Consider the following 24,760-nt stretch of genomic DNA (forward strand, 5'->3'; position numbering starts at 1 on the left):
TAAGCAATCGCTTTGCTCTAAATTTGATAAGGGCAGAGCGATTTAAGCTTTTGACTAATAAGCCTGCCGTTAGAGCAAGGCAAGTCCCAAATTGTGTTGTTTAAGCCTTTTGCAGTGTTATTGATTTAAGAGTGTGCAAGATGAACAAGTTTCAAAAATTCCCCAATCAACATAACAACATTGTGCTGACATCCATGGTTAGCATCTTACTATTATCAGCATGTGGTGGCAGTGGTGATGAGCAGCCAACACCGACGCCAGAGCCACCTGTTGTCACCTATCCTGACTTTACCGATATTACCGCAAGTGGTGGCGATACAACGACCTATGATGCCGGTAATTCTGGGCATGGTTTTTCGACACCTGCACCTAATTTATCAGAGGGCGATTTAGCACTGCACCTTGAAGGTGATGCTAACTTTGAAATTTCATTTACCACAGCGCCAAATATAGAGCATCCAGAATTAGATGGTCTAGGCCCTGTTTTCAATAATGCCGACTGTAACTCGTGTCATCAACGTGATGGACGTAACTCAACGCCTTTCCTGTCAGCAGATCAAGCCCGGGTCAAGCTAGGGTCTGATGCGGGAATTTTCTTGCGGATCAGTAAAGCTGCAGATGTTGAATGTACCCAAGGCAATGCTGCAAATAATTATTGTGCTCCAATCCCTGTGCCTGATTTTGGTGGTCAATTGTTTCATCGTGGCGTGCTAAAGGCGCGAGCTGATTGGCAAGAAAATGCCTTTGGCGGCCAAGCAGACGTTTACTTGTCATACGAGCGTACAACAGTGACTTATGACGATGGCACCAGTGTTGAACTTAAAAAGCCGATTTTTGAAGTTGAAAATCCATATGACGCACCTGGTGAGACAAAACAAAGCACCAACATTACCTCAAATTTACTTCAAGATGATGTGTTAATGGGTTGGCGCAATGGTATGCCAGTATTTGGTTTAGGCTTATTGGAAGCGATACCTGAAGCTGCCATTCTAGCACTAGCGGATGCCGATGATAGCAACGGCGATGGTATTTCAGGTCGTCCGAATTGGGTTTTTGATGCGATTAAAGATCGCAACGGAGATGACAACCCTGTCTCTCTAGGTCGTTTTGGTTGGAAAGCCAATACGCCAAGTGTAAGAGTGCAATCTTTAGGAGCATTACGTGGTGATATTGGCATTACTAACCTGTTATTTCCTGATGAAAGTGTGGCAGGTACTAGCCTTCACGACTCCTATTTAACCCGAACAGGTTTTGTTGATACCGGTGAAGATGAAAATGGTGAGCCTGAAGTTGACCAAGCGTTTAGTGATGCAGTGGTTTTTTATGCTGAAACCTTAGCTGTACCAGCCAGACGTAATGTTGATGACGCTGATGTACGTGAAGGTGCCCGCTTATTTGCATCAATTAACTGTAGTGGTTGCCATACTCCAAGTTTTACCACTAAAACTAGCGGTGATATTGGTGGCAGTGACATCATTGATTCATTAAAGGGCCAAGTGATTTATCCTTTCACAGATATGTTATTGCACGATATGGGTGATGACTTAGCTGATGGGCGCCCTGACTTTTTGGCTAATGGTAATGAATGGCGTACCCGCCCGTTATGGGGCTTAGGGTTAACTCAAACCGTTAATCCGCAAGCTGGATTTTTGCACGATGGCCGTGCAGCGACAGTTGAAGAAGCCATTTTATGGCATGGTGGTGAAGCACAAAACAGTCAAGAGGCATTCATGGCATTGAGCAAAACTGAACGTGATCAGTTAGTGTCATTCTTAATGTCACTTTAGTCGGCAAGTTATTATTAAGACAAGCGTGATGTCGTATTTGTAAATTGCTGATTTTCAAAATGTATAAGTGGGCATATCGTCAGATATGGCCACTTTTTTGTGAGCGAGACAAAAAAATCATCATTTAATTAGCTGCTATTGCTAATATGTCGTGATCTGATTCATGTAAATTTATTCGAGATTCAATTAAGCTAGTCTTTAAATGCAGTTAGTCTATTAAAAGACATTTTTGATACTGTAACTAACGTATCGAACAGCAGGGGAAACGTGTTAATTCTATCCCCATCTTTAAACTCGTTCTTTGTTTATCTTAGAGGTTAACGTGAGCAATATTTTAATCGTTTATTCAACAGTCCACGGCCAGACCCGTAAGATATGTGATTATATGCAAGAAAAGCTTGAGGCTGCAGGTGAAACTGTGACTTTATCAGCACTGCAAGATAAACCTGATTTATCGGCTTTTGATAAAGTGTTTATTGGCGCAAGTATTCGCCATGGTAAGCACCGCCCTGAGCTCTATCAGTATGTTGCTGCAAATAAAGCATTACTTGATACCAAACCCAATGGTTTCTTTTCAGTTAGCTTAGTGGCGAGAAAGCCAGGTAAAAATACGCCTGAAACCAATATGTATATGCAGGCATTTCTAAAACAAAGTGAATGGCAGCCTAAAGAACTAGAAGTGTTTGGTGGTAACCTTGACTATCAATACTATGGGCCGATGGATCGTAATATTATTCGCTTTATTATGTGGATCACCAAAGGGCCAACCGACCCGCACACAAAGGTGGAATACACAGATTGGGCTAAAGTCGACAATTATGTCGAAAGAATCCTGTCTGCTTAACATCATTTAAAGCCAACATATCGAATGTTGGCTTTATTTTTAGCCGCTAAAGCAATTTTATGACAATAGATAATCCGTGCTTTTGGCTAAAGACATACTGAGGATAGTTATGAATCAAGTGAGTAGATGGTGCCGCACCATTGCAGATAAACTGCATGTTATCGTCGTGGCCTTGAGTATCTTTTTAGTGGTAACGAGTCCATGGATATTGATTGGCAGTCGTTTACGTGCGAAAGCCAGTATTTGGGATAGCTTACATGTATACCTTGGCTTGGTTGCAGCCATATTCGGATTATTGTTTTTATTGAAGAACCTGTTAAATGGGCATTGGCGACAGTTTTTTCCGTGGCTAACATTGGATTTTGGTCAACTTGTTCAAGAAATAAAGCAAATACCGCAGGGGAGGTTACCCAGTTCAGGCGGCAAAGGGATTTTTAGTATCGTTGAAGGAATAGGCTTAGTATTGATGGCGCTGGTCAGTATTACAGGCATCGCATGGTTTGTTTATCAAGGGTCGAGCGATGCGTTAATGTGGCGAAAATATCACATCATGTTTGCTCAAGGCTTTGTTGGCTTTTTAGTTATCCATATCATTTTTGCAGCATTTCATATTATTGATATGGTAAGAAACTCTTGAGTGCAGTTTGACGTTATCTCAGTGTTATGGAAATCAAAACTGGCGGTAAGTAACGATTGATAAACTCATTTTAGATAGTAAAAAAAAGCCCAATCAAATGATTGGGCTTTTTGTTGTCCGATTAACAGCAATTGAGTGAGTTGCGTTATCGATTTGCGATGGTGATTACTTCTTTTCTAATGCTAAGTAATTCATCACATCAATTAGGTCACCAAGGGTGCGCATTTCATTCATGTTGATAGCGTATTTATCATTGACGATGAAAGTTGGAACGCTTTGTACTTGGAACATCACTTGCTGTTGACGCCATAGTGATAACTTTTTATTGGTGGCATCACTGTCTGCGATTTTGTCGTAAGTTGCACCATCAATACCATGAGCGGCAAAAACTTTTTTGATGTCATCACGGTTATTAATTTCTGGCTCATCATGTGTGTGGCCTGGTGCGCTATGATCGTGATGACCACCTTCACCTTGAATCGCTTGGAACATGGCAGTATTAAGCACAGCTGCATTACCCACTTCATGGATAACAGCTAATGAGCGCATGACTTCTGTGCCAATGTCGCTGTTCATAAAGTCAACGTGCTTAGTTTCGAAGCTGATGCCTTTATTCAAGTTGCTTTTAATTTCTGGCAGGTACTTACTTTCCATGTTGTAACAGTTATGGCAATAAAAAGAGAAGAACTCAGAGATTTTAGGCTCGCTTGAAGCTGGTGCATCAGAAATTTTAGTGTAATGCTGTCCTTCAACAAACTTAGATGGAATCTCAGCAACTTTTTCAGCCACTGCTTCAGTCGTGACTTCAACCGCTTTTTCATTCGTTACTTCAGCAGGTTTGCCACAGCCGGTTAAGGCGATTGTGAATGCCGCAAGTGCCATAGTAAATGCTATAGGTTTAATCTTAATCATTTCAGCCTCAATAAAAGTGTCACGTTACCCGCTGGTAGTCGTGAAAAATCTTAAAATAGTCTTAATTAAGCCAAAACTTAATTGCCTTAATCTTAACAAGAATTATGACCTAAACGATGATTTATTTCAGAGTTAAATATGTGATGTGGTACGGCTTTCTATAAAAATAAATAGGCGTAAAACGCGGTGTTATCCCGCTTTTGAGCGTAAAGTTTGCCATGCTTCACAAACTTGCCGAAACTGCTCAGCATCTCCATCTGGGCGATCAGGGTGGAGTTTTAAGGCTAACTTGCGCCACTGTTTACGAATATCTTTGTCGGTTGCGGTTTCGTTTAACTCAAAAATCCGTAAGGCATGAGAGTCGTGCATGAGCTGTTGGTTAGCCCCAATATACTCATGGTAACTTGACCAAAAAGACTCGAGCATTTCTTTTACTACATTGGCACAAGTGTCGTAATGTTGCCAATCAAGGTAATAGTTTTTTAACGCTTCATCATGTTGTTGCTGGTGGACAATGTCATGGGGCAATACACGACATATTTTTATATCCATTGCTTGAACCTGGAGCCACTGCTTAGGTAAAAGCATGCTTTGTAATTCAAACAATGCATTCATCAATAAAAAGTTGCGTTTGAATAAATCCTTTTCAGGCAAAGGATCAAGATCATGCATCAAGCCTTTGGCTTGTAACGCACTGGCAAGATGGTGCACCTTCCAGCTTTGATGTTGGCCTTGAAGTAAAGTGAGTAGAGGCCAAATTAATGGGTTATCACTTTTAAGAGATAATGACTCATGTGATGAAAACGACTCTGGCTTAGCATTGTGTGCAGCAAGCATAGGGGCTATTTCACTATGAATGGGCAGTTAATTTACTATGCCACAGATGCACAGGGAGTCAATGGTGAAAAAATATTCAAAATGAGCTTATGCTTGAGCCATGAAAATAGCGTCAATTTGGGTGGGTTGGTTTAAATAATTGCTGAAATATGTCTAGTTTCAGTAACAAATATGACGTTTCGTCACATTGCTCAAAGACAAGCAGCTATCCTTGGTATAAAATTCGCCGCAATAAAAACGATAGGGGCCCAATCCAATGACAGATAAACATTACATCAGTGCGCAGCAGTTACTTGAAGACTCTTTTAAGCTTGCGGCGCAAGTATACGATAGTGGTTTTAGACCGCAATTTATTGTTGGTATTTGGCGTGGTGGTGCACCTATTGGTATTGCAGTACAAGAGTTTTATGATTTCAAAAATGTTGAAACTGACCACATCGCAGTACGAACGTCTTCTTATTATGGTATTGGAACTGATAAGCAAAGCAAAAAAATAAAAGTGCATGGCTTACATTACATTATTGAAAATGCCAATGCAGAAGACGGTTTATTGATTGTTGATGATGTTTTTGATTCAGGCCGTAGTGTGGATGCGTTAATTGATAAACTGCAAAAGTTTATGCGCAAGAATATCCCAACAGATATTCGAGTAGCATGCCCTTACTACAAACCCAAAAATACCGCTGTTGACTTAAAACCTGATTATTTCATCCATGAGTCTGAAGAATGGTTGGTTTTCCCTCATGAAGTGTCTGGGTTAAACCCACAAGAAATCGCTGAAGGGAAAAGTGATTTTAAGAATATTCAGCATTTGTTTAAGTAAAAGCAACGAAACTGGTTATTTTTTGCTAAACTAGCAAACTGAACAGTGCGTCAATGATAGTGACATACACGTGGTTTTAGTCCGTGTTTAGCTACTATCTTGATGCATTTTTTATTACCTAGAAAAAGATAAACATCGATTATGAGTTCTGTAGAGATATTTTCGCCGACACCACCTGTAACTAAGTCTACTGAAAAGAAACAGTTAGAGTTACTCGCACCTGCTAAAAACGCAGACTATGGTATTGAAGCCATTCGTCATGGTGCAGATGCGGTTTACATTGGTGGGCCAGCATTTGGCGCTCGTCATAATGCCGGTAACAGTGTTGAAGATATTGCTCGATTAGCTGATTTTGCTCATCGCTATCATGCGCAAGTATTTGTCGCATTAAATACGATTTTAATGGATGACGAAATTGAGCAAGCTCAAGGCTTAATTTGGGAATTATATGAAGCGGGTGTCGATGCACTCATTATCCAAGATATGGGATTATTGCAGTTAGATTTACCACCGATTGCAATGCATGCCAGTACCCAAATGGATAATCGCACCCCTGAAAAAGCAGTATTTTTAGAGCAGGTGGGATTCTCGCAAGTGGTATTAGCCCGTGAGTTAAACTTGCCGCAAATTAAGCAAATTGCTGACAACACCAAGCTTAAATTGGAATATTTTGTCCATGGCGCATTATGTGTAAGTTACAGCGGTTTATGTAACATCAGTCATGCGTTTTCAAATCGCAGTGCTAACCGCGGTGAGTGTTCGCAAATGTGCCGCCTTCCTTGTGACTTGTCGACCCGTGATGGTGAAGTATTAGCTGAAAATGAGCATTTATTATCACTTAAAGATAATAACCAGACAGAAAACCTCGAAGCATTAATTGATGCTGGGGTGACTTCATTTAAAATTGAAGGTCGTCTTAAAGATATTAGTTACCTTAAGAATGTGACGGCTCATTATCGTCAACAGTTAGATGCGATTATTGATCGCCGCTGCGATCTAGAGTCGATGTCTCATGGCCGCAGTGAATTTACGTTTACTCCTGATCCTGAAAAGAGCTTTAACCGTGGTAAAACGGATTACTTTATTAATCAGCGCACCGCGTTGATTGAACATTTTAGCTCGCCTAAATACATAGGTGAAAAGGTCGGCACAATTGTTGGTGTTGGCCGTGACTTTATTAAAGTTGATAGTGCTAAAGCGGGTAAAACCATCGAATTTAATAATGGTGACGGTTTATGTTTTTTCATCGATGGTTACCAAAAACAGCGTCTTTCTGATAACAAGACCAAAGGGCTGCGCGTTAATCGTGCTGACGGCAATACCCTGTTTTTAACTGATGTTAGTAAAGATTTGAAAGTGGGTGTTGAGCTATTTAGAAACTTTGATCATCAATTTGATGCGTTGTTATCTAAAGATTCAGCCACCAGAAAAATACGAGTGAATATGGTACTCAATGATACCGATAGCGGCATTGCATTGACCATTAACGATAACCACGGTCACTATGCTACTACCGAGCTTGAGTGGGCAAAAGAGCCAGCAAAAGACTATGCAAAAGCCGATGCCAGCCTTCGAACTCAATTAGGAAAGCTAGGTAATAGTGATTATGTATTAGGCCAGTTACAAGTGAACTGTGCCAACAGATGGTTTTTACCAGCATCGGTAATTAATGGACTACGTCGTGACGCTATTGCGGCTTTAGATGAGAAGCGTATTAATGGGTATCAACGACCTCTTCGAGGCGAGCACGACAAAGAAGCGCGCTTCCCACAGAAGTATTTGAGCTTTCTATCAAATGTCGCTAACGATAAATCTCGAGAGTTTTATCAGCAGCACGGTGTGATTCAAATTGAAGACACCTATGAAAAGAACCAAGTGTTAACCGATGCGCCATTAATGGTCACTAAGCACTGTTTACGATATAGCTTTAATTTATGCCCTAAAGAAGTCGAGGGTATTAAGGCTGATCCTATGGTATTAGATATCGGAAAAGATAGATTAAAGCTGGTTTTCGACTGTCAGAAATGTGAAATGATGATTGTTGGTTCAAACCAGTTAGTGAAACAATAAACTACGTATTGGCAGCAATGCCAAGTTGAGCATATTCGCGTGTAACGCGACATATTTAAGCTGTAATCAGCTAGGAAAACCGAGTAATGAGCAAAAGTAAGAAGTACGATTTTCGTGTGTTAGCCGTTGGCGATACCTTTAAAGCAGAAATCACCCGTCGTATGAGTGCAACCAAGACTGTTGTATCTAAAAGTCATGATGGCTTTGCAACAGAAGAAGAAGCGACTGCATGGGGCCAAAAAGAACTGACAGGCTTTATGGCCACACAGGCTGAGCGCAACAAACGCAAAACAGAAAAGAAAATTAAAGCAAAATCAATTGCAGACGCGATTGCTGCAGAAGCACTTATTGACGATGAAAATGAATTGAATCTAACTGATTCAGAGGATTAGCTTGAAGATTAGCAGTTAAAATAATACAGTAATACAACATTTTGGTGACATAGTTTGCTGTATTTTATTAAAAATTAACTAAACTTCACCTTTCAGCACCAATACCAAGGATGATTTCGGTATGAAAGCTTGCGCTACCCTAATAATAATTGGGGGGCTGTTATCATTCAGCCCTTCATTTAATGTAATGGCCAAAGAGCCACAACCATTTCTTAATACTATTACTGCAAACCTCGACTCAGAGGGCGGTTCAACTAAGAAAGAACTGTCAATTTTTTCAAATAAAGTCTCTTTTGTGTTACCCACTGGCTGGAAAATGGCTTTCAATGCTGAGCGTGGCACCATGTATAAAGCGGAGTTTGTTCCTGCTGGAGAGTCTCTTAGTGATTGGTCTGACTTATTTTGTATTCAAGGTTTTGAAGGGTTAGCTGACAATATCGAAAGCGCCCAGTTTTTAGATAATTTTGCTGATACCTACCAACAAAGTTGCCAAGGAAAAGTGGTTTATAACCAGTTGGGGATGACTCAAATCGGCGGTAAAGAAGCCTATCATGGCATTATTGGTTGCACGGCGATGAAAAACTTATATGGCGGCGCAACGTCACGTAAGCAGCAGGGGGAAATTGGTTATTACGCCGTGATTAAAGACACTGACGATTTATATTTAATGCATAAGTCAATGCGAGGAAGTGTATTTAGTCAGTCTAACCCGCCACTCAACGCCTCAAACCACCGTGACTTTATTTCGAATATGCTTACGGTAAAGTTCTCCCGTTAACGCGCCTCACCACAAATGCTTGTCGCAAACCTGTAAGCCGTTTCTCTAATCATATTATTCAACTTATTTCGCTATCAGTTGAATAATATGATAGATCATCATTCTTTATATCAAAAAGAAACATTAACACGTTATAATGTAATCTGTTGTTATATGTAACTGATGAACAGTCGTGTAAACAATTCAAATTTATCGTCAATTTTTTGTGGTGCCCAGCCTCTATTTCATTCTATGAATAGAATTGGGATAATCGGGAAACCAGTGAAAACCTGGTACTGCCCCCGCAACGGTAATGGTGAGAACTGAGTGCGTTAAATAGGCTTGTTGGAGAAATGACAAGTCTATAACGTTTAAAATTCAGCTTCGTGAGTCACAATGATGGCTTTATCCTGAGTCCGGAGACCGGCCCAAAAAATGATTTTGAGATTTCGGTGGGCAGATCTCGAAATGTAGCCTTACTAGCCATGAGTGAATCATTGAGCGTCAATTGAACTTGATTTCATTCAAATTGCTAGCACCTATGCTGCGGCAAATATGCCCCATTTTTCCTTTTAGGAGTTAAAGGTAAATGGGTACTAATCCAACTAAAATCGCCACTGCACTGAGCCTGATATTAAGTGTTTCTGCTGCAAGTTTTGTTTCAACTGCTAATGCTGAAACGACGAATACACCATCAACTACTGAGCCTGCTGCTATCAATGCAGAAACAGAAACCATTGTGGTCATAGGTCGAAGTGAAGCTAACCCACTGAATATTGCTGCTAACGTGCACGTCATTGGCCCCGCAGACATTGAGATGAGCGGCGCTGTAAGCTTAACTGACTTACTACGCAGCCAAGCGGGTATTCAAGTGTCTGATAATAATTCAGGTACGACCTTTGCTATGCGTGGTTTTACCGCATCGCAAGCTGCCAGTAACACTCTTATTTTGATTGATGGTCGCCGTTTAAATAATATCGATATTTCAGCGCCTAGTTTGAATGCGGTAGCGTTAAACCAAGTTGAGCGTGTCGAAGTGCTATATGGTAGTGCTGGTGTCGTTTACGGTGATCAAGCCGTGGGTGGTGTCATTAATATTATCACTAAAGCTCCTAACGGAACTGGTGGTGGTCTTGAACTAAGCGCTGGTAGTTTTGATACCTATGAAGCTAAAGGTGATATTTCTGGCCAAATCAATGATGCATGGCGTTATTACTTAGCGGGTAGCTACAACCAAAGCGATAACTATCGTGATAATAACGAGAGTGAAACGGGCTCTATTTTAGGACGTTTACAGTATCAGTCTGATAAACAGCAGTTTTTTGTAGAAGCCAGCTACTATGACGATAATCGTCAAGCACCAGGTGCTTTAACCTTAGCGCAATTTGAAGATGATCCTAGTCAAGCTGCACCATTCACAGATGATGACTACACCCATGAAATGACCACAGCACTGCGTAGTGGTTATGAGTATCAATTAACTAATGAGTGGGCTTTAGCCGCTGATATAAATTATTCAGATACCTTAACAACTAACTTTTTATGGGGGAGTGCTGGGCGAATCGAGCGTAACTTATTTAGCTTTTCACCTAAAGCGACGGGTAATTACCAGTTAGATCAAGGTGATTTAGACATTGTCGCTGGTATTGATTTAAGCGTAGGTGAAGCTGATTTTGATCTGGCTTACACTCAAAGAAACAATGAACAAAAAATGGCAAGCGTTTACGTTCAAGCCTCGGTGCCATTAACAAGTACATTATCTTACGTCGTGGGTGGCCGCTATAGTGAAGTGACTGATGATTTAACCGATCAAACTTTATATCCAAACGGTGTCGAGCTTGATAATGACGCCCATGCATTTGAGTTAGGTTTAAATTATCGTCCAAGTATCGAACATCGCTTTTACATTCGTGCTAACGATAACTTCCGTTTTGCTAAAGTTGATGAGCAGGCTTACACACCAGTAACCACAATAGGGTTAGACCCACAAACTGGTCGTTCATATGAAGCAGGATGGGATTGGACAGAAAGCTTATACACCTTCAAATTAAACGCTTATGTACTCGATTTAGAAGATGAGATTGTTTATGACGCTGGGCGCACAGATGGCCCACAAGGTGGCGGTGCAAACGTTAATGCGGATGCATCTCGCCGTTTTGGGGTTAACACCAGCTTTGATGTTCAATTATCAGAAGATTGGTTATTAGGTGCATCATATGACTACATTGATGCTGAGTTCACTGAAGGTGAAAATGAAGGTAAAGCTTTGTCTTGGGTTGCTGAACATAATGCACGTGCTTATGTCAGTTATGACATTGCAAGTGAGTGGCAAGTGTTTGCTGAAGGCATTTACACCGGTGAGCGTTATATCGAAGGTGATAATGCCAATGTTGACCCTAAATTAGACAGCTATGTGCTAGCTAACCTTGCATTGAACTACACTCGTGATAATTGGTCTGCAAGTTTGCGTGCGGATAATTTATTTGATGAAGAGTACGTTAGCGCTGGCTATTACTCTGCATGGGGTAATGGTTATTATTCAGGGAATGGCCGCTCTGTACGTTTGACTGCTGGATACCGTTTTTAGAAGTGATTGTTTTTTAAACGGTGGCAAAAATCCAAACAGGATAAAACACTAGAAAAATTAAAGCCGACAACTCGCTTGTCGGCTTTTTGTTTGATTAAGGATTAATTACTTGACCTTTATGCTGCTTATGTGGATAAATCTCGTTAGAGAAATATAAAAATGTGAAAGGGAAGCAGTACAATATGACCTATCTTGAGCAACAAGTGTTAACTCAAGTCAAAGCTATTATCGGCAACGAAGAACAAGTGATTGGTCGTCGCGGTATTTTGATCCCTTTGAAGAAAGCCCTCATTAATGAAGCTGATATCCGTGTGTTAATTGATATCGTTTCTAGCGATCCTGCGTTAGCTGCACACTTATTATGGCGAAGTAATACGGCTCAAGCTGGTGGTATTATTTCGACTAAAAATCGCAGCATTAAAGATGCACTTATCCGTTTAGGTCAAGTGAATATTTATCGTTACGCGTTTTCATTTTATTTAAAAGAACGTCTTGATGAGCTTAAAGAACCATACAGTAAATTGGTTAAAGGTTATTGGGCGTTAACTGAAAGTATCGCCGTCGATGCGGTGCAGCATCTACGTGATATTGAAGAAAGCGATCAACCGATTGATATTGATGCTGATGAAGTGCAAACCTTAGCCTTATTCAGCGTTTTTGGTCAGGTAATAACCTTGAGTGCATTTGCGTTTTTAAATGCCGCATCAGAAAAAGCTATCTCACTACAAGTGATTAAAACCCTCATTGATACTCAACAACAAAGCCTGTCTATAGAAGCATTTGAAGCATTAGGGCTTGATGATGATTTACGTAATGAGTTTATGATTGCTCATAATATCAAGCAGACAGATAACGCGAACTCTGCAGGCATGGTGTTAAGACATGTTTTAGCGAAACGTAATGTTTTGATAAATCCACTATCTGATATCGATTCGTGATGTAACTCATTCCTCAACTGTTTTTTAAATATCAAATCTTAAATAACAAAAATGCCACTGTATCAGTGGCATTTTTTTATGGTGTCTCTAACACTTTCTTGCTTTAGTGTTGTTGAGCTAACCTTTGCAACTTTAACCCTTCAGCAGCAACTAGGGTCAACCACTTTTGAATCAAGTTGGTGTTAGCAGCATTACGACGGTAAGCCGCAAATAATGGCCGTTTAAGGCCTTCTGCTCCCAGTCTCACAGAGGATAGGTTTAGCCCATGGCTTTCGTTAATTGACCAACTTGGTAATGCGGCAATACCGTCATTGCATGCAACTCGTTGTAACAGCATTGCGGTTAAATCACATTGTTTCTGCTCACCCGCTTCAACACCAGCAGGCTCTAAAAAGTGCTTATAAATATCTAAGCGTTGCAGCGGTACTGGGTATGAAATTAGGGTTTGTTTAGCCAGTTGTTCAGGTTTAATAAACGTTTCTTTTGCTAATGGATTATCGTTAGCAACAACCAACTTTACCTCAAAATCAAATAAGTGTTGGTACGCTAATGCATGTCCTGGTACAGGATCTGAGGTGAGCACAATATCGAGTTCGCCTAGCTCTAAAGCATTTAAAGAATCAAATAAGTGACGGCTCGACAAATCGATACGACCATCAGGTGCTAATTGTTTAAATGCTTCAGTGACAGGCATTAACCAACGAAAACAACTGTGGCATTCAATCCCCAATTTTAATGACTGAGATTCTGCATCTAAACCTTTTTTCAAATCAGATTCGGTGACCATCACTTTAGGTAAAATTTCTTCGGCAAGGTTCAGTAATCTTGCCCCCTCTTGAGTAAACGATAATGGCTTACTTTTACGGATAAAGATGGCTGAATTAATACGGGTTTCCAATTCTTTAATTTGGTGTGATAGCGCTGATTGGGTAACGAACCGTTTTTTGGCAGCACCAGCAAGGCTACCACTCTCTTTTAGTGCCATCAAAGTACGAAGATGTCTCAGCTCTATCATATTATCCTCACATGAATTTTGCTCAACTTACGGGTGAAATCAATTCGATTGCTTAATGACAGACTATCACAATAAACTTCTAGACGTCCAGACGCCTGTGTAATTAATTTACAGAAATGTGTGTTTTTTGTTAATTTAATGGCGTTTTTGATATAGGAATTACAAGATTAATGTTTATAAGTCCCTACAATGTTTAATAATTTGCCGTTTTGAGTAAGAGATGAGCACTGAATAACATTTGATATGAATTTCATCGCCCAGATGGTTGAGCTTGCTGACGATTGAATTGTAAAGGGGAGCCATTTGAACAGTTCTATGAAGTTAATGTCGTAGGTGACAAATGCTGATTAAGCTGAGTGATGTCGCATTGATAATGCTGAAATTAAGCAGACTTTAATAGATTACCTATACTGAATAAATCTTCTTATTTAAGTAACGGAGTGATAATGAGCCATACATACAAACTGATTGAATTAACGGGATCTTCTCCCATTAGCTCAGATGATGCGATTAAAAATGCGATAGCTGCAGCGAATAAATCTATCAAGCATATGCGTTGGTTTCAGGTCGTAGAGACAAGAGGGCATTTAGAAGAAGGGTTAATTGCTCATTGGCAAGTGACAATTAAGGTGGGCTTTACCTTAGATCAAAGTTAATGGTTTTTATCTGTAATCAGCGCAAATGTGGATGGTAATCTTATGCTCATTTGTCGCTGATTTTGTTTATTCATCTTTAATGAGGCTATGCATTTCAGTTATGATATTGCGCCTTATTAATGGTGACTATGCATCTCTTGGTAAGCCTTTTTCGATACTTCTCACCACTCGCTGTGTTTTACGATTAACCACGTTTTCATGGTTTTGTTGCTGCTCATGAAGTGCCCAGTCGATGTGTTCAATGACCATTTTATCAACTTCTTCAGACTGCTTTTTAGCATTAAGTGCGCTAATAATATTCTCACTATAAGGTGCGTTGCCTAGGGCAATAGCGATATTACGTAACCAATTTTTGTGGCCTATACGACGTATTGGGCTACCTTCAGTAAGTGATAAAAACTGCTTTTCGCTCCAAGAAAATAGAGTTAATAAATCCGGTTGTATTAATTGCTGGCGAATATGAAAGTCGCTTTGTTCTGTCAGCGGTGCTCTTGCGTTAATAGGGCAAACTAGTTGGCAGTCATCGCAGCCATAAATGCGATTGCCGATGGCCTTACGGAACTCAAGCGGAATAGCGCCCTGAAGTTCGATGGTTAAATAAGAGATACAGCGACTACCATCAACAACATTATTGTCCAAAATGGCATTGGTTGGACATGATTTAATACAGGCAACACAGGTATTGCAGCTTTGTTCTATTGGAATATCAATGGGTAATGGCACATTAGTGAGCACTTCACCTAAAAAGAACCAACTGCCCGCTTCAGGATGTAACAACAATGAATGTTTACCAGTCCAGCCTAAACCTGCTTTCTCTGCGAGTGGGCGCTCAAGGATAGGCGCTGAGTCGACAAAAGGTCGAAAGTCGACTCCTGTAACACCAAGTGTTTGGCAATGAGCGACAATTTTATCGCCAAGCTTTTTCAGCTGTTTTCGAATGAGTTTGTGATAGTCACGACCACCAGCGTAGCGAGAAATATAACCTAGATTTGGGTTAGCAAGATTGGTTGCAAATCCGGCCTGTGGAGGAAGGTAATCCATTCTAGCACTCAATACTCGAACGGTACCTGGGTGCAATTCATGGGGCCTTGCCCGCATCATTCCGTGGTTGGCCATATAGCTCATTTCACCATGGTAACCTTGGTCCAGCCAGTGTTGTAGCTTAGGTTCTTGTTCTGCTAAATCTGTGTCTGTGATGCCTAATTGAGCAAACCCTAACTCGATAGCCCATGCTTTAATTAAGCGCGCAAGGCTGGTTGATTCTTGTGTGGTGAGGGTACGGCTTAACACTGGCGGTATGCTGGTGGCTTGGGGGTTTGGAACAAGCTGAGTGTTCGTAGCCGAAGGTAGATTAGACATATGACATAAACACGCTTTGCAACTGTGATGATATCGATATTATACGTGTTTATGCATTAGTCATCATCATGAAAGTAAACGATTTGGTTTCGACCTTGGTGTTTTGCTCTGTAAAGCGCCAAATCAGCTTTTTTGATTAACTGAGATAAGGTGGTTTCTCCGTGGCTAGTGCTGACGCCACCACTGATTGTGACCTCAAGGTTGTCACTAAAATTGGAGAATTGGTATAAATTAACGCTTTCTGAAATTTCCTGAGCTAAGCTAACAGCAGCTTGAGAACGGGCTTTGGGGAGCAAAATGATAAATTCTTCTCCTCCAACACGCCCTGCAATATCATCCTCTTTGATGTGTTTACGAATAATATTAGCAACAGCTTTTAATACTCTATCACCACATACATGACCGTGGTTATCATTAACCTTTTTAAAGTGGTCGATATCAATCGAAATAATAGAAAGAGGGGTTTTATCTTGAATATGCTTATCAAACGCACTATTGGCTCTACGATAAAAGCTCAATCTATTGGGGAGTTGAGTCAATAAGTCTGTTAGCGCTAAATACTTTAATTGCTTAGACTTTTTATTGAGAAATACGCTGAATAACACTAATGTGAGTACTGATGCTACTCCTAACATCAATGCCAAAACCTGTAAGCGTTCATTATCCTGTCTGATAACAAGTTGCTCATCTTTAAGTTGATGAAAGGCGACTAACTCTGCGTTTTCGGCTTCTAATTTTTGGCTATCAAATCGAACGCGCATCTCTGTACTAGCTTGGTTTTTAAGGGCTTTATCTAACAATACATGAATGTCGTATAAGGCTAACTGTGCTTCGTACGCTTGTTGCCACCATTCAAGTGATTCATAAATTTCAACTTGTAGTTTGAGCAACATCTCGTGGCCACGTTTATTGTTATTTTTATCAAATCCCGCAATGGCTTTTTCTAAATGGGGTAATGCTGCTTGTGTTTGACCGAGTCCATGTTTAGCTTGGGCTTGGTGTAGTTGCAAGAAACTATAATGGGTATCAACAGCTGGACTGACGATGTTTTCGTATTGATTTAAATAGTTGAGTGCTTGCTGATATTGACCTAGGTGTATAAGTGCCGATGACATATCAACAGCAACCCGGGCGACGAATGTGGGGTCGGTATGCACTTTTTGATAATAATTGTAAATTGATAAATAGTTGTCTGCTGCCTTTTGATATTGTTGCAAATCTTCATAGGCGTAAGCCATATCGTTTTTTACGATCATGACTAAGGCCGTTTGTCCTGTTGAACTAAATTGACGTTCAACTTCCTGGTAGTATTTAAGTGCTGTGTCAGTTTCACCTAATCTGCGGTAGGTAATCGCTAAATCAAGTAACCCTAAATGTTCAAGTGTTGGTAAGTTAAGCCCTTGATAGATTTCATAAGACTGCAGCAAGTTTTCTAACGCAATAGCAAAGTCACCAGTATAAGAAGCAATTTGACCTAGCATGGAGTAAGCGTCAGCTATTAAGCGTAAGTGTTCGATTTGTTTAGCGTCAGCTAGCGCTTGTTTTATTAATTTATTTGCGTTGTTTATTTCACTACGGTAGCGCAGGAGCGTTGCTTCACATAGTGATAGTTCAATGCGAATGGCTTGTGGCATTTCTGGGTAATTTTCATAGGCATTGATAATGAAACTTGCTGCCTGCTCATTTTGTTCTGGCTCAAAAAAGTTAAAAGCTAAGCATTGTTTAGGTAACAGTTTATGGGTTCTAACCATGTCACCTTTAGTGATCATTTGCGTGAGTTGCTCTATGGTTTGTGGATAGCGTTCATCATTGATATCGCCATGATCAACGATGGTAAACAGCGCATCAAATTCAGGGTTACTGAATTCATTGGCTTCCAGTGTATTGGCCAAAGATGTGATTGATACCAATAAGCTTAATAAACTCAAGCAACTCATTAGCAACGCGGGCAGCCTTAAAAAATGCTTCATTGCTGTTCCTCCCTTTCATGAGAGGAGCAATCTTGAAAATGAACCGTATTATCACGCCCGTTATTTTTCGCTTTATAAAGTGCAATATCGGCTTGCTTTAACTGAGCTGAAATTGTGGTTGATGACGTCACACTACTGATACCAATACTGGCGGTAAAAGGTTTATTCATTGCCAAGGAGGTCGTGTCTATTAATTTTATTTTTTGGTTAATGTTGGCAGCAAAACGAATAGCTTGCGCTTTATCGGTACTTGGCATGATGATTAAAAACTCTTCGCCACCAATACGAGATAAGGTGTAATCTTTATTCAGTATGCTTAAACATTGCTTAGCAATGAGTTGAAGAGCACGATCTCCCACATCATGACCGTATTGATCATTGACTGATTTAAAGTGGTCAACATCTAAAAGTAAAATCGAAAATTGGTTTTTTTGTGCTAATAACTTATTTAACACTTGATAAGCGAATAATCGATTGGGCAGCTCAGTGAGGGGATCTGTTAATGATAAACTTTTGTATTGAATTGATTTTTTTATTAGCTTTATTAAAAACGTCACAAGAATAATAAAAAATACCGCAGTTAACATTAACGCTATGTATTGTAATCGCTGCTTTGTTTTTAGGGCTTCAAGTTGTTGTTCTTTCAATGCTTGAAATTGCAATAATTGGTCTTGTTGATCTTCGAGTTGTTTAGAATCGAATCGTATTCGCATTTCAGAGTTATAGGTTTCTTGTGTTGCTTTATCCAGTTCAAGATGGATAGTCAGAAATTGATGATGCCAATGATTAGCCGTTTTGTAATCCTGTTGTTGGGCAAAGTATTCACTAATAAGTTGGTAAATAAGGGAAAGCCCTTTTTTATTATTGTATTTTTTAAAGCTTCTTTCAGCTTCTATAAAATGACGTAATGCTTGCTCATTGAGTGATTGCAAGAAGCGTAATTCAAATAGATAAGCATGCATATAGCCATAATGAGAGAACATTTCTTCATCAATAATGGTTTGTGCATCAGTCAGAATCCTATCAGCTTCTTCTAATCGTGACAGTTTGATTAACGGTGCAGCCATATCGACTTTAATACGCGTTTGATACAGCTGGTTGTTCGATTTATTGGCGACGTTTAATACATCTTGAAAATACGCTAAAGCGGTTTGATATTCACCATTATCAAGTTTTATGTAAGCCAATGAATGCTGAACAATCGCCAGTAAAATGTGACTTTGGTTTTCAATGAGACGCTGCTCGGCAATGCCATAATAGTATAGTGCTTTATCGTTATCACCTAAGCGCCTGTAAGCACTCGCCAATTCGATAATATTCAAATTAGCCGAGTTTGTGTGGCCGATTTTTTGGTGAAGCTCATAGGACTTGCTAATGCTTTCTATAGCATTAAAAAACTGGTTTTCAAATAACGCCTGTTGACCAATAGAGTTATGAACACTCGCTAATACATTTTCATCGTTAAGTTCTGTCGCTGAGGCTAGCATTGCTAGGTTGATTGCTTTAGCTTGCTCATGCTTACCAAGGTAACGTAGTGCTTTAGAGCGGCAAAGGTTCAATAATATCGGGGTGCTTTTCGCATAATAATGACCGTTTGATATTGAGTCTGTTGATTTGATTAAGGCGTGCAACTTATCAGTTTCATGTGCACGAACTTGTTTACATGTAAACGTCTCAAGAGCTTGAAGGCGAGGTAAGTCATTAGGAGCAATAAGGGCTTCAAGCTCCAGCAATTTTTCATCGGTGAATAACGTGCCTGTCAGTTCATCATTATTGAACTGATTAAAAATATCGTCTGCAGCTTGGTTTTGTATAGGGTTAGCGAAAACGTGTTGGGTAAAACAACCTAATAAAATCAAACATAGACAAAAAGTGAGTTTAATAATTGGACTCGTAATCTTGTTTATAAAAGGCCAATAATGTCGTTGACACAGCAATGTGTTATACCGTTTTAACGCAGTTTCTTCCTGCAGATTTTGCTTGATAAAGTGCATTATCGACACGCAAAAGTATGTTTTCAAAATTATCGCCATTTTGATAATGCGTGACGCCTGCACTGACCGTTTGTTTAAGCTCTGGCGCGATAGTATCCCAATCAGCGTCAGCAATTCTCACAATAAGCCTACTTGCGATATCATAAGCTTGTTGTTCATTTGCCCCAGGTAATAAAATCAGGAACTCTTCCCCTCCGACTCTACCAACAGTATCGGATTTACGCATCAACTCTTTTGCTATTTTAGCAAGTTTTATCAACACTTTGTCGCCAATGTTATGTCCTAGCGTATCGTTGACTTTCTTGAAATGATCCGCATCAAAAGAAATAACCGAAAATTGGCTATGCTCGGTTTTTGCTTGGTTAATATATGTTTTAGCTAACGCGTAGGTATGGCGTCGGTTAGCCAGTTTCGTGAGCTCATCAGTCAATGCAAGATCTTTGAATTTTTGTTTGCGCTTGACTTGTTTTACCGCATATATGGTCACGATGATTAAAATGATCGCGACCAATATAATGATAATGTTTTGCAATCGTTTGTTTTGCTCAAGCGCTGCTAATTCTTTTTCCTTTATGAGCTGTATTGAGAGTAAGTTTTGATTTTCAGCTTCAATTTTATCGGTGTTAAACCGTGCTCTCATTTCACTATTTCGACTCGTTAGACTGAGTTGATCAAGCTTATGATGAACGTTGAGATAATCTGTTAGTGCTTGATGAGCAGATTGGTAATCTTTAATGGATAAATAGATTTGATTTCGTAGAGTGTATAGCTGGCTTAACCCACGATCGTTATTGCTAACATTAAATCCTGATTCAGCTTCTTCAGCATATTCCAGCGCTTTTTCGGGATGTTGTTTAATCAGTGCCGCTTGGGCACTGAATAATTTCATGAAACTAAAAAGGCCATCAAATTCAATTGTGACTGTATTTTCTGCTTGCTCTAAAATTTCAACAGCTTCATCTACTTGATTCAACTTGATTAATATTCCTGCCATATCTACAGCAGAAGCAGCAGCTGAAAGTGAATTCTTTTGTTGGTGCCAATATTGGTAACTTTTTTGATGTCGCTCTAAAGCCAATTGATTATCACCTAATGCCTCATAGGAGTACGCTATTTGCGTATTGGTATCAAACGCTTCTACTAGCTGATTATTGTCTAGGTATGCTTTTTCAAGTTTGAGTTGATATGTCAGTGCCATTTGCGGGTCGCCAAAACGGCGATAGCTATTGGCTATTTCACTTAAATTAACCCGTGCCCAGTAAGCTAGGTTGAGTTGTTCATACATGGATTGAGCAGGGATTAGGTCTTCAAGGGCACCAGTGTAGTCACCTTCATAAGATAACATGGTGCCTCTCATGCTTCTGCCATCTGCTATTAAGCGCATATTTTCAATCAAATACGCTTCTTTAATTGCTGCGTCATAATCTAATTTCGCTTGTTCCGGCTTACCTGAATATTGGTAATGTGAACCGCGGCATAATAATAAATCTGCATGCAGCTCTGAAGGATAGCTTTTTTGATGCGCCTCCATTAATACTTCGGCATGCTTGATGGCTTTTTGAAACTCTTCGGTCGTTTCAGAAGGATGGTACCAACATTGGAGTGGAATAAGCTTTTCACGTTGCTTTATATCGTCAGCTGGGATTAATTGATCGAGCTCTGCAAGATACTTATTTAATAACTCAAGATCGCCTTCTTCTCCCAAAAAAAATATCTCAAATAACTGATCTATTCGTTGTTGAGAGGAGGCGCTGCTTACTGTTGCTACTTGAGTTAGCAAAGACACGCTAATAGCGAAAGCGAGTGCATATTTAAGCAGAGTGTTAATTAGGTTTTTCTCATGTTGTTTATAAATATTATTCCATTATGGCATATAATTATAATTGTTCAATCAAGCGGCTAAAAGTAAATGCAATGTATGTATTTTGTGCTTAAAACTAATTAAATTAGTTGCTTAGTGTTACTTTAATAACATTTGTTTTGGGTATAATAGTTAAATTATTATAAACTAAAACAAATGTACTAGTCAGGTGTCTATTCACTTTGTTAACCTTCTCAAACATCATTTAAATAATTGCGAAAAAATACCAAAATAAAATAATGGTAGTAGATTTTTTTAGGTGAATCTGGGGTGGCAAAATGAATTTTTACTCGGCAATACAATAAAAATCTTAACTTGAGAAATAATTAATGATTGAAAGAACTGCTGAATATCAAGCTACTGCAAAAGCGATTTCGTTTAATGTGGCAAATAAAGTTTTGCCTATGGATAAGTTGCCAGAAACTCTTTTAGAGGCTTATGAAGGCTTATTTAAAGAACTGATCCAAGACAATGCAGGCTTATTTGAAAAAAGTTGGCAGAGTTTGCCTGCAAGTGCGCAAAAATTGATGCCGCAAGCTGAGTTTCATGGGTTTTATATTGCCAATGCTTGGATGCAGTTGAGTCGTGTAGCTCAAGAAATTGCTGATGAAGCAGACTCAGACGAAGCGATCGATGAAAAAGAATATGATGGGGTGTTTGGCCGATTAGCCGAACAGTCACTCAAAGAAAGTATTAAGAAATTAAAGAAAGCAAGAACTGACCGTTCTTTATTAAATAGCTTCAAACAAGTGATGGCTATTTAAGACAAGTGATTACGCATTTTGGGAGTGTAAATGTCTTTATTATCAACTAAGCAGATCCAGTGGCCTTGTGAGTTAAGTGAAATCACTAAAGCTGAAATCATGGATCTGGCTATCGAAATTGATGGAATTGATCGTTATTCCACTTTGATCGACGGTGACCAACAACGCGGTATTTATTATTGTGTTCAAGGATTAGGAACATTTGCAACGACAAGTATTGATAACCGACCATTAGCTAGCTTTATTTTTGGTAAGCAAATGTGGGTGGGTGCTGTTGCTATTGAGATATACCCCAAAATCAATTTATACACCTGTGAACTTGAGCCGCTCAAAAGTTTGTTTTTTCCAAAAAGTGAACTTAATGAGTTGGCGAAAAGAAACAATGAGGTTTACAAACTTTTGTACAGTATTATGCGTACAAATAGCCCCAAAATTGTTCAAGGTATGCATTTGTCTTTCTATGGAATTGAAGAGCGTATTGCGTTCTTTTTATTGGAATTAGTACGAAGTAAGAAGTCGACTAATATTCCTAGAATCGAAATTAAAATTACCCAGCAACAACTTAGCGAAATCGCTAACGTTAGCCGACCAAGAGTCAATGAAGTATTGAATAAACTAGCTCAAGAAGGGTTAATTGAATTGGTTCGAGGTAAGCTGTATATCAATGATTATGCAGCCTTAGCTCAGTCTTTAGAAGACAGAGTGGTGATGTAAATTTACCTGTGAAGATATAAAAAAGCCTAGCTAATTTAGCTAGGCTTTTTTGTGGCTGATTTGCAGCACTAGAAAGAAGTGCGTCGGTAGCGACGGTACTCAGGCTCCCAGAAATTACTATCAATTTTCTGCGTTAATAGCTCATCAGGGCAAGGTAATGCCAGTTCTTGTTCAATGGCTTTTTTAGCAACTGCAAAAGCAATGTATTTACTCACCTCTTGAATGTCTTCAAGGGCGGGGAGTAATGAACCTGTGCCGTTTTTACCTAGAGGAGAGCATTCAGAAAGCGCACGGCTTGATGCCATAAGCATTTCATCTGAAACTCGGGTTGCTCCGCTGGCTAATACACCCAAGCCAATACCTGGGAAGATAAAGCTATTATTACATTGAGCAATCTCATAGGTTTCACCTTCGATGACAACAGGTTCAAACGGACTGCCTGTGGCAACGAGTGCTTGACCGGATGTCCAATGCAAAACGTCTTTCGGTGTTGCTTCAACACGACTTGTTGGATTAGATAATGGGAACACAATTGGGCGTTCGCAATGGCTGTGCATTGCTCGAATGATTTCTTCAGTGAACAAACCTGGTGCGCCAGAAACCCCAATTAAGACAGTTGGTTTAGCGTTATTAACCACATCCAATAATGAAATATGATCGCTAAACCCATCCCATTGCTGAACATTCACCGTTTTTTGAGCCAGTTTTTTCTGGAAATCTAATAGAGTAGGCATGTTATCTAATAGCAAGCCCCAACGGTCGACCATAAACACTTGTGAACGGGCTTGCTCGTCAGAAATACCTTCTGCCACCATTTGTGCCACGATGGCCTCGGCAATACCGCAACCTGCGCTACCAGCCCCTAAAAAGGCAACACGTTGTTGACATAATTGGGTTCCAGCTGCCTTACATGCTGCGAGAAGTGAGCCTACGGTAACTGCAGCGGTGCCTTGAATGTCATCATTAAAAGTACAGAATCTGTCTTTATAACGCTCAAGTAACGGCATTGCATTTTTCTGCGCAAAATCCTCAAATTGGATCAGTGCATCAGGCCAGCGACGATTGACCGCCTGCATAAATTCTTCAATAAAGTCGGCGTATTCTTCGCCGCCAATACGAGGATGACGCGACCCCATGTACATAGGATCATCTAATAAATTAGGATTATCTGTGCCCACATCTAATGTGATTGCAAGACAATAAGCCGGACTAATACCGCCACAGCTGGTATACAGCGACAATTTACCGATAGGGATCCCCATACCGCCAATGCCTTGGTCACCCAAGCCTAAAATTCGCTCACCATCTGTTACGACAATGACTTTTACTTTATGGCGAGTCGAATTATTGAGAATGTCATCAATACGATCTTTGTTATCGTATGAGATAAATAATCCACGGTTACGACGATAGTTTTTTGAAAAACGCTCACAGGCGAGCCCCACAGTTGGGGTGTAGATGATAGGCATCATCTCACTGATATGGTTACGAACTAATCGGTAGAATAAGGTTTCGTTAGTGTCTTGGATGTTGCGCAAATAAATGTGCTTATCCAAATCATTACTAAAACTTTTATATTGCTCGTAAGCACGTGATGCTTGTTCTTCAATGGTTTCAATGACCCAAGGAATAAGCCCTTCGAGGTTAAAGTAAATGCGTTCTTCTTCACTAAAGGCTGTGCCTTTATTTAGCAAAGGAGACTCAAGAATGGCTGGACCTGCGAAAGGAAGATAGAGGGGGCGTTTATTATCGTCCATTGGAAACCTTATTGTCAGTGTCGAATGACTGTTATTTTTATCTATAAATAGCCAATTGTGACTGCCTAAAAATAGACGTTTTTAAT

At 39.8% G+C, this 24,760-nt stretch carries 20 protein-coding genes and 1 riboswitch; of the genes, 12 read left to right on the plus strand and 8 right to left on the minus strand.

Annotated features, from left to right (window positions below):
* The first annotated feature begins 194 nt into the window (after positions 1 to 194).
* The 3 genes from J8L86_RS07700 (at position 195) to J8L86_RS07710 (ending at position 3,268) form a co-directional block, all read left to right on the plus strand.
* Positions 195 to 1,787, plus strand: coding sequence for a di-heme oxidoredictase family protein (locus J8L86_RS07700; RefSeq protein WP_211029970.1), 1,593 nt, complete (start codon positions 195 to 197; stop codon positions 1,785 to 1,787).
* A 322-nt stretch (positions 1,788 to 2,109) separates the two neighbouring features.
* Positions 2,110 to 2,631, plus strand: a complete 522-nt coding sequence (hemG, locus tag J8L86_RS07705) for a menaquinone-dependent protoporphyrinogen IX dehydrogenase (protein WP_055026475.1) — start codon at positions 2,110 to 2,112, stop codon at positions 2,629 to 2,631.
* Positions 2,632 to 2,740: 109 nt separating this feature from the next.
* A complete protein-coding gene (locus J8L86_RS07710) occupies positions 2,741 to 3,268 on the plus strand; it encodes a cytochrome b/b6 domain-containing protein (RefSeq protein WP_055026474.1) in 528 nt (175 codons plus the stop codon).
* Positions 3,269 to 3,433: 165 nt separating this feature from the next.
* Here J8L86_RS07710 and J8L86_RS07715 read toward each other — a convergent pair whose 3' ends face one another.
* Together J8L86_RS07715 and J8L86_RS07720 are read right to left on the minus strand one after the other, a co-directional pair.
* Positions 3,434 to 4,150, minus strand: a complete 717-nt coding sequence (locus tag J8L86_RS07715; RefSeq protein WP_082420070.1) for a thiol:disulfide interchange protein DsbA/DsbL — start codon at positions 4,148 to 4,150, stop codon at positions 3,434 to 3,436.
* 219 nt (positions 4,151 to 4,369) lie between these two features.
* Positions 4,370 to 5,017, minus strand: a complete 648-nt coding sequence (locus J8L86_RS07720; RefSeq protein ID WP_080916523.1) for a DNA-J related domain-containing protein — start codon at positions 5,015 to 5,017, stop codon at positions 4,370 to 4,372.
* A gap of 256 nt (positions 5,018 to 5,273) precedes the next feature.
* Here J8L86_RS07720 and J8L86_RS07725 point away from each other — a divergent pair, with 256 nt between their 5' ends.
* The 6 genes from J8L86_RS07725 to J8L86_RS07750 all read left to right on the plus strand — a co-directional run bounded on the left by J8L86_RS07725 (position 5,274) and on the right by J8L86_RS07750 (position 12,584).
* On the plus strand, positions 5,274 to 5,840 hold the full coding sequence (locus J8L86_RS07725; RefSeq protein WP_055026273.1) for a phosphoribosyltransferase family protein: 567 nt from the start codon (positions 5,274 to 5,276) through the stop codon (positions 5,838 to 5,840).
* 141 nt (positions 5,841 to 5,981) lie between these two features.
* Positions 5,982 to 7,910, plus strand: coding sequence for a U32 family peptidase (locus J8L86_RS07730; RefSeq protein ID WP_065108745.1), 1,929 nt, complete (start codon positions 5,982 to 5,984; stop codon positions 7,908 to 7,910).
* A gap of 86 nt (positions 7,911 to 7,996) precedes the next feature.
* Positions 7,997 to 8,302, plus strand: coding sequence for a DUF3622 domain-containing protein (locus tag J8L86_RS07735; RefSeq protein WP_065108744.1), 306 nt, complete (start codon positions 7,997 to 7,999; stop codon positions 8,300 to 8,302).
* Between the two features lie 121 nt (positions 8,303 to 8,423).
* Positions 8,424 to 9,080, plus strand: a complete 657-nt coding sequence (locus J8L86_RS07740) for a hypothetical protein (protein WP_211029725.1) — start codon at positions 8,424 to 8,426, stop codon at positions 9,078 to 9,080.
* A 189-nt stretch (positions 9,081 to 9,269) separates the two neighbouring features.
* A riboswitch (cobalamin riboswitch) is annotated at positions 9,270 to 9,506 on the plus strand.
* Positions 9,507 to 9,648: 142 nt separating this feature from the next.
* Entirely contained in the window at positions 9,649 to 11,646 is a 1,998-nt protein-coding gene (locus tag J8L86_RS07745; protein ID WP_211029727.1) for a TonB-dependent receptor, read from the plus strand.
* 182 nt (positions 11,647 to 11,828) lie between these two features.
* Positions 11,829 to 12,584 carry an HDOD domain-containing protein gene (locus J8L86_RS07750; protein WP_055026268.1) on the plus strand — a complete coding sequence of 252 codons (756 nt, stop codon included), beginning with the start codon at positions 11,829 to 11,831 and terminating at the stop codon, positions 12,582 to 12,584.
* 103 nt (positions 12,585 to 12,687) lie between these two features.
* Here the strand turns inward: J8L86_RS07750 and J8L86_RS07755 are convergent, their stop codons facing one another.
* Positions 12,688 to 13,599 carry a LysR family transcriptional regulator gene (locus J8L86_RS07755; RefSeq protein WP_065108741.1) on the minus strand — a complete coding sequence of 304 codons (912 nt, stop codon included), beginning with the start codon at positions 13,597 to 13,599 and terminating at the stop codon, positions 12,688 to 12,690.
* A gap of 446 nt (positions 13,600 to 14,045) precedes the next feature.
* Here J8L86_RS07755 and J8L86_RS07760 point away from each other — a divergent pair, with 446 nt between their 5' ends.
* Complete coding sequence (locus J8L86_RS07760) at positions 14,046 to 14,255, plus strand: dodecin (RefSeq protein ID WP_055026266.1); 210 nt, start codon at positions 14,046 to 14,048, stop codon at positions 14,253 to 14,255.
* A 126-nt stretch (positions 14,256 to 14,381) separates the two neighbouring features.
* On the opposite strand, the gene queG is transcribed toward J8L86_RS07760, so the two are convergent.
* The 4 genes from queG to J8L86_RS07780 form a co-directional block, all read right to left on the minus strand.
* Positions 14,382 to 15,614 carry a tRNA epoxyqueuosine(34) reductase QueG gene (queG, locus tag J8L86_RS07765; RefSeq protein WP_211029729.1) on the minus strand — a complete coding sequence of 411 codons (1,233 nt, stop codon included), beginning with the start codon at positions 15,612 to 15,614 and terminating at the stop codon, positions 14,382 to 14,384.
* Between the two features lie 56 nt (positions 15,615 to 15,670).
* Positions 15,671 to 17,584, minus strand: coding sequence for a tetratricopeptide repeat-containing diguanylate cyclase (locus J8L86_RS07770; protein WP_211029738.1), 1,914 nt, complete (start codon positions 17,582 to 17,584; stop codon positions 15,671 to 15,673).
* Entirely contained in the window at positions 17,581 to 19,443 is a 1,863-nt protein-coding gene (locus tag J8L86_RS07775) for a diguanylate cyclase (protein WP_211029740.1), read from the minus strand. Before J8L86_RS07775 ends, J8L86_RS07770 begins: the two co-directional genes overlap by 4 nt.
* Before the next feature lie 82 nt (positions 19,444 to 19,525).
* Positions 19,526 to 21,358 (minus strand): tetratricopeptide repeat-containing diguanylate cyclase, encoded by a 1,833-nt coding sequence (locus J8L86_RS07780; protein WP_211029742.1) that lies wholly within the window; start codon positions 21,356 to 21,358, stop codon positions 19,526 to 19,528.
* Between the two features lie 410 nt (positions 21,359 to 21,768).
* On the opposite strand from J8L86_RS07780, the gene J8L86_RS07785 reads away from it, so the two are divergent.
* Together J8L86_RS07785 and J8L86_RS07790 are read left to right on the plus strand one after the other, a co-directional pair.
* A complete protein-coding gene (locus J8L86_RS07785) occupies positions 21,769 to 22,203 on the plus strand; it encodes a DUF3069 domain-containing protein (RefSeq protein ID WP_055026262.1) in 435 nt (144 codons plus the stop codon).
* Positions 22,204 to 22,233: 30 nt separating this feature from the next.
* Positions 22,234 to 22,917 carry a Crp/Fnr family transcriptional regulator gene (locus J8L86_RS07790; protein ID WP_065108737.1) on the plus strand — a complete coding sequence of 228 codons (684 nt, stop codon included), beginning with the start codon at positions 22,234 to 22,236 and terminating at the stop codon, positions 22,915 to 22,917.
* 68 nt (positions 22,918 to 22,985) lie between these two features.
* Here J8L86_RS07790 and J8L86_RS07795 read toward each other — a convergent pair whose 3' ends face one another.
* Positions 22,986 to 24,674 (minus strand): NAD-dependent malic enzyme, encoded by a 1,689-nt coding sequence (locus J8L86_RS07795; protein WP_055026260.1) that lies wholly within the window; start codon positions 24,672 to 24,674, stop codon positions 22,986 to 22,988.
* Positions 24,675 to 24,760 lie beyond the last annotated feature (86 nt).

The sequence above is a fragment of the Shewanella sp. MMG014 genome (assembly GCF_018100775.1).
Lineage (GTDB): Bacteria > Pseudomonadota > Gammaproteobacteria > Enterobacterales > Shewanellaceae > Shewanella > Shewanella japonica.